Origin of the sequence: Oceanivirga salmonicida (assembly GCF_001517915.1) — a bacterium.
GTDB classification, from domain to species: Bacteria; Fusobacteriota; Fusobacteriia; order Fusobacteriales; family Leptotrichiaceae; genus Oceanivirga; species Oceanivirga salmonicida.
In genome coordinates, this window is record NZ_LOQI01000048.1 from 1 (window position 1) to 12,955 (window position 12,955).

The following is a 12,955-nucleotide window of genomic DNA, read 5'->3' on the forward strand; positions in this document are numbered from 1 at the left end:
TATATATGCTTCTTCACTTGAATTTCCTCTTACAACAGCAACTAATCCTTTTTCTTTTAAAAAATTTAATGTTTCATATTTTTTCATAATCATACCCCCGAATATGCACTAAATCCACAATCAATAGGTATAATTATACCTGTTATTGCTGAAGATTTTTCATAATCTGCTAAAAATTCTATTGCCCCATTTATTTCATTTGTATTTACAAATCTGCCCATTGGAGTAGATTTTAATATTTTTTTACTTCTACTTGTAAAAGTACCATCATCATTAAATAATAATTTTTCATTTTGATGTGTTCTCAAAAATCCAGGAGCAATAGCATTACATCTTATATCTACGTGTGAAAAATGAACAGCTACCCATTTTGTAAAATTACTTACTGCTGCTTTAGCACTTGAATATGCAGGTATTTTTGTAAGTGGATTATATGCACTCATGCTTGTAATATTTATAATATTACATTCTTTTTTTCCTATCATATCTTTTGTAAATATTTGAGTAGGTAAAATAGTTCCCATAATATTTAAATTAAATACAAATTCTATACCATTTTTTTCTAAATCAAAAAATGTTTTCATTTCTTCAAGCATATCACTTTCATAATATTCATTATTTGTTGTTGCTTTTGGTGAATTTCCACCTGCTCCATTTATCAAAATATCACATTTTCCTAAATCTCTCAAAATTTTATCATGAGAATTTTTTATACTTTCTATATCTAAAACATTACATTCATATGCTTTGGCAATATTATTCTCATTTATTATTTCATCAGCATATTTTTGTGCTTCTGTTAAATTAATATCTAACAATGCGATTTTTGCCCCTTTTCTAGCCAAATTTTTAGCGATTTCCGAACAAATTACTCCACCTGCTCCTGTTATAACTACTACCTTATCCTTTAACATAATTAACCTCAAACTTTCTTCCCATAAACTTTATCACACATTTCCCAAAGTCCGTTTATATATGTTACACCCAAAGCTCTATCATATAATCCATAGCCAGGTTTTCCAATTTCTCCCCATATCATTCTTCCATGATCAGGTCTAAAATATCCATTATAACCAAAGCTATGATATACTTTTACTATTTCCGCAAAATCTAAACTTCCTTCTTTTGATATATGACCAGACTCTTCAAAACTTCCATCTTCCAATATTTTTATATTTCTCAAATGAGCAAAATGTATTCTACCTTCTGGTCCAAATTCTTTTACCATATCTATATAATCATTTTTCGGATCACAACCTAATGAACCTGCACACATAGTTAAACCATGATGTGTATCATTATATATATCTAAAAATCTTCTTAAATTTTCTTTACAAGTTATTATTCTTGGTATCCCAAATATAGAATACGGTGGATCATCTGGATGTATTGCCATATTTATCTCACATTCTATAGCAACAGGAATTATTTCTTTTAAAAAATATTCTAAATTTTTCCATAATCCTTCTTCTCCCAATGCTTTATATTCGTTTATTAATTCAGTCATTTCTTTTATATTATACGAAGAATCCCAACCTGGTAAAGCTAACTTTGTTGGATCTAATTTATCAATTTGGCTTTTATAATATACTAAACATGTTGAACCATCTTCTCTTTCATGATTTAATTCACTTCTAGTCCAATCAAATACTGGCATAAAATTGTAGCAAATAACCTTAACTCCAACTTTAGCACATCTTCTTATATTTTCTTTATAATTTTCTATATACCTTTTATAATCTCTTTTACCTAATTTAATGTCTTCATGAACTGGTATACTTTCAATAACATGAAAATTTAAACCTACTTTTTCTACTTGTTTTTTTAAATTTAATATATCTTCCATTGGCCACACTTCTCCTACTGGAACACTATAAATTGCTGTTACAACTGTATCAACATTAGGTATATGCCTTATATATTCCACAGGTATATTATCTTCTGGACCATACCATCTAAAGCCTATTTTCATATATCTTTCTCCTTCTTAAAATATTTTTTAGCGTTTTCATAACTTATAGCTTTTAACATTCTAGTTAAAAGTTCAATATCATTCGGAATTTCTCCCAATTCAACTAATTCTCCAATATATTGACATAATATTCTTCTAAAATATTCATGTCTCGTATATGAAACAAAACTTCTAGAATCTGTTAACATTCCTACAAAATTATATAACAAACCTTGATCTGCTAACACTTTTATTTGTCTTAGCATACCTTCTTTTGTATCATTAAACCACCAAGCTGCACCAAATTGCATTTTACCAAAATTTACTTGGAAATTGGCAATTGTACACGCCACTATATTATTAACAGATGGTTCCAAATTATATATTATCATTTTAGGTAGGCCATTATTTGAAATTTCATTTAATAAATTATTTAATTTATAAGCTAATTCATTAACATCACACATAGAATCAAAACCACTATCTGCTCCTAATTTTTCAAACATTTCTATATTGTTATTTCTTATTGCTCCAAAATGAATCTGCATAGTCCAATTATATTTTTTATATTCTTTTGCTAAATCAATTAATAATCTAGTTAAATATTTCTCAGATTCTTCTTTTGATATTTTTTCTTTTTTCAATGCTCTATTAAAAATTTTTTCTACTTCTTCAAAATTTGTTTTTATATATGGTATTCCTGAAAGCCCATGATCACTAATGAAACAATTGTTTTCATCAAAAAATTTTATTCTTAAACTTAATGCATTTAGTAAATCGGCGTAACTTTCAATTTTAAATTCCACAACTTTTTCTAAATTATTAATAAAATCATAAAATGCTTTCGTTCCTATATTATATACTAAATCTGGCCTAAATCCTGGTACTATTTTAGTCTTAAAATTACTATCTTTTTTTATCTCCACATGATATTTTAAATCATCAACTGGATTATCTGTTGTACAAATAACATCAACATTAGACATTTCTATCAATTTCTTTGGACTATATTTTCTTTCTCTAATAATTTTATTAGTTTCTTCCCATATTCTCTTAGCATTTTTTTCACACAATATTTCTGTTATATCAAAATATTTTTTTAATTCCATTGCTGTCCAATGATATAATGGGCTTATTAAACATTTATCTAGTGTTTTTGCCCAGTTCAAAAATTTTTCATAATTTGTTTTATTACCTGTAATATAATCTTCTAGTATACCATTAGCTCTCATTGCTCTCCATTTATAGTGATCAAATTTTAACCAAATTTCAAATATATTTTCAAATGGTTTATCTTCCGCTATTTCTTTTGGACTCAAATGACAATGATAATCAAATATAGGCATATCTTTTATATTTTTATACAATTGTTTTGATATCTCATTATGAAGCATAAAATTGCCATCAATAAACATTATTTATCCTCCCCCATTTTTATAATTTACAACAATATTTTATTTTTTTATTTTAAGTCTAATTATAATAACCCTGCTATTTTAGGTAAAAATAATGATAATGTGGGTATATATGTTACAAATAATAAGCCTATTAATATTAATACATAATAAAATACCATATATTTCATAACTTTTTCTAATGTAGTGTTCCCTACCTTAACTCCTACAAATAATGTATTTCCAACTGGAGGTGTTATATTTCCTATACATAAATTATATACTAAAATTATTCCGAAATGCACTGGATGCACACCTAATTCTCTAACAACAGGTAAAAATAATGGAGTAAATATAACTATGGCTGGTGTAACATCCATAAAAGTTCCTGCTATCAATAAAATTATATTTATCATTAATAGTAAAATTATTTTATTTTGAGTTAATCCCAATAAAACCATTGCTATACTTTGCGGAATTTGAGTAAATGCCATAACCCAACCTAATATATTAGAAACTCCTATTAAAAATACTATCATACCACTTAATTTAGCACTTTCTATTACTATCTCTACAAATTTTTTTACTGTTATATTTTTGTATAAAATTCCTAAAATCAAAGCATATACTACTGCTATCGCAGAGCCTTCTGTAGCCGTAAATATTCCTTTTACTATTCCACCTATAACTATCACAATAAGTGATAGTGCTGGTATTGCATCTAATATTGCCAAAATTACATTTTTAATGCCATAATTAAAATCAGTAGATTTATATTTCGCTCTCTTTGCAAATACTATCGCTCCCAAGAAACACCCTAAAACCCATATTAAACCAGGTATATATCCAGCTATAAATAATGCTGCTATAGAGGTCCCACCTGAAACCAATGAATAAGTTATTAATGCATTAGAAGGCGGAATTAAAAGACCTGAAGGTGCTGATGCTATATTAGTTGCAGCTGATAAAGCCTTATCATAGCCTTGTTTTTCTTGTTCATTTTTAACCATACCACCTACTGCCGCTGCTGCTGCAGATGCAGATCCAGAAATAGCTCCAAATAATCCATTAGCTCCTGCATTAGCTATTAATAAAGAGCCTGGTAATTTACCTAATATAGCTAATACTAAATTAATAAGTTTTTTTGCTATTCCTCCTTGATTCATCAAATTTCCTGCAAGTATAAAAAATGGTATTGCTGTAAGAGTAAAATTACTCATCCCTACAAATATTCTTTGAGCTCCAGTTAATGCAATAATATTAAAATCTATCATTTGCAACATTACAATTAAAGAAGAAAATGCTATAGCATATGATATTGGTATTCCTATGAACAATAAAATCAATAACACAAATATTAATATCAATAATGATTGTAATGCCATCCTAAACCTCTCTTTCTTTATAAATATCTATAATATTTAATATACAATAAAATACATTTAACATACCACATATAGGAACAACTATGTAAAATACCCCTAACGGATAATTAAGTGAAGATGTTATTTGAGAAAAAGCAAGTTTTGTTATTGAAAAACCTCCAATAATTAGTATTAATACTGATACTAAAATTATTACTAATTCAGATATGATATAGAAAAAAACTTTTTTATTTTTAGATAATTTATCAATCATTATTGGTATATTCATGTGTTTTCTTTCACCAACTACTAATGATGCCCCCAATAAAGTCATCCAAGCAAACAAAAATGAAACTAATTCTTCTGTCCAAGATGATGGATTTTTTATAAAATACCTAGTTATTACTTGCCAAGAAACTAGTAAAATCATGCAAAAAAAAGTAATAAATGATAAAGTTTTTAAAACACCATTTATATATTTTCTTAATTTTTTCATCTAATTCCCTTCTTTCTTTTGATATTTATCATTTTTTTCTTGAATTTTATTATAAATTTCTTCTAATTCAGGATTTTCCATCAAGACTTTTTTATGTAATGGTAATACCGCTTTTTTAAATAAACTTATATCGGGATAACTAAATACTACACCCTGTTTTGTTTCTGCAATTTTTTTAGCCTTTTCAACGGCTGCTTTCCATTCTTTTCTTTCTATTTCATTTATTATTTTAAATCCCTTTTTAAATATTTGATACTCTTCAATACTTAAATTTTCTAAAAATTTAGTATTTCCTAAAACTAAATCCGGTATAATTTGATGCATATCGTATGAATAATATTTTGCTACATCTCCGTGTCCATTATTTGTTAATGCTAACTCGTTATTTTCAGCGCCATCTAATATATTAGATTGAAGTGCTGTATATACTTCTCCAAATCCCATAGGAGTTGCTGCTCCACCTAAAAGTTTCATCATTTCAATATTTGTCGGTGATTTTTGCACTCTTATTTTTAATCCTTTTAAATCTTCAGGAGTATTAATTGGATTGGCAATAGTATAAAAACTTCTTACTCCTGCATCTAACCATGTTACTACTTGGAATCCATTTTTCTTAGTTGAATTATAAATACTTTCAGTTATTTTTTCATCATTCATTACATCAGCAAAAGATCTTTCATTAATAAATAAATAGGGCAAATTAAATATTTTATATGCTGGTTGAAAAGTCTCCATTATAGCATTACTTGCTACAACAAAATCAATTGCTCCTGTCTGTGTTAATTGAACCATGTCATTTTGTGATCCTAAAAGTTCATTAGGAAATATTTGTACTTCATATTTTTCACCTAATTCTTTTTCAATATATTTTTTGAAAGCTAACATTCCTATATGAGTAGGATGCGTTTCAGATTGATTATGACCTATTCTAATAATTCTTTTTTCTGAAATTTTCCCACAAGAAAATATACAGAACAATAACATTATTAATACAATTAAATAGTTCTTTTTAATAATAATCCTCCTCCTTTTTTTTGTTTACCGGTACACATAATTATTTCTAACTATATACCTATTTTTATATTTTAGTAAAATTTCAAAATTTCTTACTCAGAAAAATATATCTCGTTTAACATATTATTTTTAATTGATTAATATCTCATAAATAATCTCCTTTCTTAACATTCCTGTTTTTAAATATATATTTTTCTAATTCTACTCTAGTAGGTAAACCTGCATTATCACTCACATTTGAAACTTGAATTGCTCCAATAGCATTTGCTCTTTCTAACATATCATCTGTGTTTAAAGACTCTAATATAGAAGATATAATTCCTACAGCAAATCCATCTCCAGCCCCTACCGTATCAATAACTTTTGAAACTTTAAATCCTTTTTTAAATATATGGATTCCATTATCAAAACTATGAGAACCCTTTTCACCTTCTTTTATAATAAATCTATTAATTCCCATATCTTTATATTTATTTTCTATTACTTTTATATCATTACTTCCCACTAATATTTTACACTCTTCTATTCCTGGTAAAACTAAATCTACTTTTTTTGAAACTTCATTTATCACTTTTATCATTTCTTCTTTACTATTCCACATTTGTGATCTTAAATTAGGATCAAAAGTAATAAATTTATCTTCTTTTTTTGCTCTATCTATTAAAGTATATATAGCTTGTCTAAAACTTTCTGAAATTGCTAATGGAATTCCTGTAATATGTATTAAATCAAAATTTTTCAAATTAATATCTTTAATATATTCAGTATCTATAGTACTTGCTGCTGAATTTTTCCTAAAGTAATATATATCTGGATCTCCTTTTTTTGTCTTACTTTTTAATTGTATACCCGTTTTATTTTCCTCATCAAATTTTATGTATTTAGTTCCAACTTTTTCTTTTTTTAAAAATTTTAATATATTTTTACCAAATGGATCATTTCCTAGTTTTGTAACATATTCTATATCATACCCAAGTCTTTTTAAACCAATTGCGACATTTAATTCTGCTCCAGATATTCCTCTTTCAAATTTTTCTGCATCCTCTAATAATCCATACTCTTTACATATTAAAAGACACATAGCTTCTCCTAATAATAGTATTTTTTTCATTCGTTTCTCCTATTTGTAGTTGATCCCCTAACTATTAATTTAGCAGGTAATTCAATGTATTCAATTTCTTTATTTTTATTTTCAATTCTATCAAATATTAATTCTGCACATCTTTTTCCACACTCATATGATTTTTGGTTTATGGCAGTTATACCATTTTTATCTGCTATTTCTACCCAACCCCAATCATCAAAACTACATATTCCTATATCATCTCTTTCTATATCATAACCTTTTCTTTTAAGTGCTTTTAATATTTGTAATAGGACTTTTCCATTCATACAAAATATCGCTTTTCTTTTTTCTTTATTAGAATTTAAATATTCTCCCAATTTATCTTCTAATTCATCTTCATAATTTTCTTTATATATATATGTATATTTATCTTCTGAAATATCAAACATATTCTTTAATGATTCAAAATACGCCTTATGTCTTAAATTTCTTATATTATTATTCAAAGCATAACTAAAAAATGCTACTAAATCATAATTATTCTCATGTAAATGTTCCATAGTTTCATAAGTGATGCTATAATTATTTGAAGTAACTGTATCAATTATATTTGATTTATATATACTTCTATCTGCTAAAACTATTGGTATAGATTTTTCATTTTTTAATTTTATAATATAATCATCGTTACTACCAGTTGTATTAATAATTAATCCATCTATATTATATGATATAAGAGTGTCTATAGCTTCAATTTCATCTTCTTCACTTCCATTTATTTCAGTAACTAATAATCTATAACCCTTTTTTTTACAAATTTCACTAATACCCTTAAAAATATATGTTGAAAATTGATTATCCATATCCGCTATTGTTAAACCTATAATTTTACTTTGTTTATTTTTTATACTTCTCGCCATACCATTAGGTATATATTCTAATTCTTCTATAATTTTTTTTATTTTTTCTTTTGTGTCATTAGACATATATTTATATTTACCGTTTAAGTATCTAGAAATCGTTGTTTTAGATACATTGGCTTTTTTGGCAACTTCATTTATAGTTATTTTCATATTTCTACCTCTCAAATTTTATAAACCGGTTTCTAAATTTTACAATAAAATTGTATCTTGATTTTTTAATTTGTCAAGTATTAAAGTTACCTAAAGTTACCTAAAGATTATTTTTGTTTTTAATAATAAAAATATATATAATTATTTATATAAAACTACAATATATTTTTAAATCTAATTAAAAAACTAGCAAAAAGCCTTTTCTTTCTACTAGTCATTATTTTTATATAATTTGAATTTATTTTTTATTCTTTTTACTATCTCTACCATATACATAATATTATTGATTTAAATAATCTAATGCAAATTGAACATGAAGAGCAGTTCCAAATTTTAAACAATTTTCATCTATTTTATATTTTTCACTATGCGGAAAATATACTGCACCTATTTCTTCGTTATAATATCCTAGTAAGGCATAAGCCCCTTTTGCTTTTTCAAAATAATACGGCATATCTTCCGAACCCATTAACTTTTCCATAGGTTGATTTTTGTTTTTTCCAAATACTTTTTCAGCTGATTTTTGTGCAATTTCTGTAATTGTTTCATCATTATACATACTTATTGTACTTTCTTCTATTTCTACATCAACTTTTATTTCATATGCTAATTCAATAGATTTTGCTCTTTTTTGTATAAGTTCATGTACTCTTTTTCTAATTTCCGAATTAAAATAACGCATTGTAATTTCTAACTTAGTATATTTAGCAATAATATTAGCCTTAGTCCCTCCAACAAATTTACCAACAGAAAGAACTAATGGATCCTGTGAATCCACAAATTTTGTTACTATATTTTGTAATTCTGTAACAAATACACAAGCTGGATGTATTGTATCTTTGGCTAAATGAGGAGATGAGCCATGACCTGATACTCCTTCAAAATTTACATATATAGTATCACAACCTGCCATTTTATAACCAGAACTCATATTATAAGATCCTACTGGTATTGGCATTCCATGTAACCCAAAAGCTGCATCTACTCCCTCCATAATTCCGTCTTTAACTACCTTTTTAGCCCCTGTAAATGTTTCTTCGGCTTCTTGAAAAATAAGTCTGACTTCTCCACAAAATAAATGTTTATTTTCAGAAAGTATTTTTGCAGCTGCAAGTAACATTGAAGTATGAGCATCATGCCCACAAGCATGCATTTTCCCTTCATTTTTTGATTTATACTCAACATTAGATTGTTCAATTATGGGTAATGCATCTATATCTGCTCTTAATAAAACTGTTTTTCCTGCTTTATTACCAAAAATAGATGCCGCAACAGAAGATGTTCCTATTTTTTTCGATTCTATTCCAAATTTTTTTAATTCTTGCATAATAAATGCTTGTGTTTCAAATTCATTTGAACTAAGTTCTGGGTTTTGATGTATTTTTCTTCTAGTATTAATAATATAATCTTCTATTTTTTTCACTTCTTTTAAAGTGTCCATAATATCCTCCCTATTCTTTTTTATAATCTATTTTAGCTGATATAATAGCATATAATATAGCAAAAATTGAAACTATTCCTGAATTTCCAACAATCATTGCAGTAGCAATCTTTTGTGGTAATATTTGTGGTGAAAATTTTATAAAAAGTAATGAAATTGAAGCTAAAATAATTAATTTTAGTATATATTTCTTTTTTATTTTTGAGCCCATCATAACAAGCATTGCACCAAGTATTCCTGGAAGTGCAAATTTAAACGAATCAAGAATTTTTTGTGGCATTGTATTCACTATATACTGCCCTGCGATCATCACTACTACTAAAATAAATAAATTAGTAAATATAGATGAAACTAATGCATAAATTCCTGCTATTTCTGCTTTTTCAGAACCTGGATTAAGTTTTAAAGCATCTTGTGTTGCTGTAATTACTGGCATTCTCATATTACCTATATTCCCAGATAAAAAGGACATATATGTTCCTGCCGAACCCAATGTAGAATAATATGATATTGGTTCTACAATCCATACAATTCCTACAAATCCTATTATTGCAACTACTCCTGATATAACTATTTCTATTTTAGGAATATATTTTAAAATAAAAGTTAAATATAAAGGAATTAAAAAATTAAATATTAAAGCAACAAAAATAGTTATTGTTCCCCAAAAATGTATTTTTTTAAAAAATTTTTCAGATATCAAATTCATAATTATATTAATATAATATAGTTATAGACTATATCATATATCTCCTTTCCTTATTTCATTATTAATTATATAATTTAAACTATTAAATATTAATTAAACTTCCAAAAATCATCGCAAATAAAACCGAAAAAGCCATAGCCCATTCTTTTAACCATTTAAATTTATTATTTTTTTTAACTATGTAATTAATTGATAAAATAGTTAAGGCCCCAACAATAAGTGCTACTAAATTTTTAAAAGAATTATTTTTAGTTATATCTTTTTCAACTTCATTATATGAAAGTGAAAAAAAGATTGCAAAGGGTGCAAAACTTGCCATATACATTATATTTAAAGGATTAGATTTTTTCATTTTAGCTTGTATTTTATCTATATATCTTGCACATATAAGTACCATAATAAGCCAACCTGATCCTCCTATGGCCATAACCCAAGTTGCAGCAGAAAGCATTGGTTTAGCAAAATCCTCCGTTCCCAAAGTTCCGCTACTTCCTATTTTTGCTGATACAATTTCAAATGCTGCCGAACCTATAACTCCCACCCTAGAAAATGTAACAGGTCCTCCGATTTGTGTTATTAATGCTACGGCAACTGCAAATACTGCTGCCGCAGGTCCTATTGTCCCTATAACACCTATTTTCAAAGCTTTTTTCATTTCATCATCACTCAAAATATTAGTTTGCCTTGTATATTTTTTTGTAATAACAAAGAAAATAATACTTTGAACAACTACTACTGAAATCAACAATATACTCAATATCCACATAATTGGACTATTTGCTACTTGTAGAGTTTCTTTCATTTTATTACCCCCTCTTTAAACATTATAACGTAAAAGTATACAACACTTTTTTATTTATATGATTTACTTTATATATTATTTTTAATTACTTTATATTATAATTTTATCTTACAATATACTTACTGACAAGTATTAAAGATTATTTTTGTTTTTAATAATAAAAATATATATAATTGTTTATATAAAACTATAATATATTTTTAAATCTAATTAAAAAACTAGCAAAAAGCCTTTTCTTTCTACTAGTTATTATTTTTATACAATTTGAATTTATTTTTTATTCTTTTTACCATCTCTACCATATACATAATATATTACTAAGCCTGATATTAACATCAATGTTACAGAATATACGTATATCATAGCTTTGGCCTCTAAATCTACCTCAGATTGTGTGTTTTGTACTATTGCAACTCCCAAAGGTTGAAATAATGGGTGATATAGAAATACCGAAACATCATAATTTGTTAATAAATTATTAAATATAAGTGCTCCCACAGATAATACAGCAGGCATTAATATTGGTAAAACAACTTTTCTAAATGAATAAAATGCCGTTGCTCCCATTGATTTAGCAGCCTCTTCTAAAGAATCTTCTACTGAGAAAAATGCTGCTCTTATCATTCTAAATGCAAATGGTATTTTTACAACTGTATATCCTAAAACCATTATAGCGGGTGTCCCCAATAATACTATATTAAACAATATCGGTTTAGGAACATCATAAGTTGTTACAAATCCTAATGCTATTAATGTTGCTGGTAATAACCATGGTATAAGTGAAGTGTATTCATAAAATTTTGCTAATGGTGTATTTTTTTTATGTATTATTTTTGATATCACTAATGCAAAAATTACTGCTGCTAATGTTGCTAAAAATGAATATATTAAACTTACAATATATGGAGAAAATGCTGTTTCTCTTGTAAATAATGTTTTATAATGATGTAATGTTAGAGTTGTCAAATCAATTTTCCCTGCTATAATTGACGTTATATCAGAAAAAGAAAAAATTATTACAACTATAATTGGTAATATATATATTATAAATAATATATATGCTAATATATGTACTATAATATTTAAAATTTTATTTTCTATTTTTCTTTTCTTTAAAGGAGATTTTGTTTTAGAAACAGAAATATAATTCCCTTTACGCTCTATTCTATTCATTATCATTATCAAAATAACAGTTGATATTCCTAAAATTATCGATAATAACATTGCAATATCTCTAGAATTTTGTGTTTTAGAAAAAGCAATTATCATTGGATTAATTGTTTGAAAACTTTTTCCACCAACAATAAGTGGTGCTGATACAGCACTTAAACCACTAAGAAATAGCAAAACTGTTAATGCAAATAAAGTTGGTTTTAACATAGGTATTAATATTTTAAAAACTATTTCAGAAGTTTTTGCTCCCATATTTTCAGCAGCTTCTATTATTTGATAATCTATTCCTCTTATTGTATTAGTTAAAAATATTAAATGATTAGATGTCATAGCAAAAGTCATAGTTAATATAACTGCTAAACCACCTTCAAACCAATTAATTGGCATATTTGGAAATATTTTTATTAATAAATTAGTTATTAATCCTGTTTCACCATATATTAATTTATAACCAGAAACTAAAACTATACCT

12 protein-coding genes are annotated in these 12,955 nt (G+C 26.2%); all 12 read right to left on the minus strand.

From position 1 onward, the window contains the following. Window positions 1-89: 89 nt before the first annotated feature. Complete coding sequence (locus tag AWT72_RS06165; RefSeq protein ID WP_067142422.1) at window positions 90-914, minus strand: SDR family oxidoreductase; 825 nt, start codon at window positions 912-914, stop codon at window positions 90-92. 8 nt (window positions 915-922) lie between these two features. Then, complete coding sequence (gene uxuA, locus AWT72_RS06170; protein ID WP_067142426.1) at window positions 923-1,972, minus strand: mannonate dehydratase; 1,050 nt, start codon at window positions 1,970-1,972, stop codon at window positions 923-925. Continuing rightward, the gene (gene uxaC / locus AWT72_RS06175; RefSeq protein WP_197407622.1) at window positions 1,969-3,366 is read right to left on the minus strand and encodes a glucuronate isomerase; all 1,398 of its coding nucleotides are present in this window, start codon (window positions 3,364-3,366) and stop codon (window positions 1,969-1,971) included. The genes uxuA and uxaC overlap by 4 nt, the downstream gene beginning before the upstream one ends. A 62-nt stretch (window positions 3,367-3,428) precedes the next feature. Then, on the minus strand, window positions 3,429-4,730 hold the full coding sequence (locus AWT72_RS06180) for a TRAP transporter large permease (RefSeq protein WP_067142432.1): 1,302 nt from the start codon (window positions 4,728-4,730) through the stop codon (window positions 3,429-3,431). A gap of 1 nt (window position 4,731) precedes the next feature. After that, window positions 4,732-5,205 (minus strand): TRAP transporter small permease, encoded by a 474-nt coding sequence (locus AWT72_RS06185; protein ID WP_067142435.1) that lies wholly within the window; start codon window positions 5,203-5,205, stop codon window positions 4,732-4,734. Continuing rightward, entirely contained in the window at window positions 5,206-6,189 is a 984-nt protein-coding gene (locus AWT72_RS06190; protein WP_082680573.1) for a TRAP transporter substrate-binding protein, read from the minus strand. 175 nt (window positions 6,190-6,364) lie between these two features. Beyond that, window positions 6,365-7,330 (minus strand): sugar kinase, encoded by a 966-nt coding sequence (locus AWT72_RS06195; RefSeq protein WP_067142441.1) that lies wholly within the window; start codon window positions 7,328-7,330, stop codon window positions 6,365-6,367. Continuing rightward, on the minus strand, window positions 7,327-8,358 hold the full coding sequence (locus AWT72_RS06200) for a LacI family DNA-binding transcriptional regulator (protein ID WP_067142444.1): 1,032 nt from the start codon (window positions 8,356-8,358) through the stop codon (window positions 7,327-7,329). Before AWT72_RS06200 ends, AWT72_RS06195 begins: the two co-directional genes overlap by 4 nt. Before the next feature lie 280 nt (window positions 8,359-8,638). Beyond that, entirely contained in the window at window positions 8,639-9,799 is a 1,161-nt protein-coding gene (locus AWT72_RS06205; protein ID WP_231724061.1) for a M20 metallopeptidase family protein, read from the minus strand. A 10-nt stretch (window positions 9,800-9,809) separates the two neighbouring features. Further along, window positions 9,810-10,508: a hypothetical protein gene (locus tag AWT72_RS06210; protein WP_067142450.1), complete on the minus strand. Its 699-nt coding sequence runs from the start codon at window positions 10,506-10,508 to the stop codon at window positions 9,810-9,812. Between the two features lie 82 nt (window positions 10,509-10,590). Beyond that, window positions 10,591-11,310 (minus strand): DUF5058 family protein, encoded by a 720-nt coding sequence (locus tag AWT72_RS06215; protein ID WP_067142453.1) that lies wholly within the window; start codon window positions 11,308-11,310, stop codon window positions 10,591-10,593. Between the two features lie 270 nt (window positions 11,311-11,580). Continuing rightward, on the minus strand, window positions 11,581-12,955 hold a 1,375-nt coding region (locus AWT72_RS06220; RefSeq protein ID WP_082680574.1), incomplete at its 5' end, for an ABC transporter permease.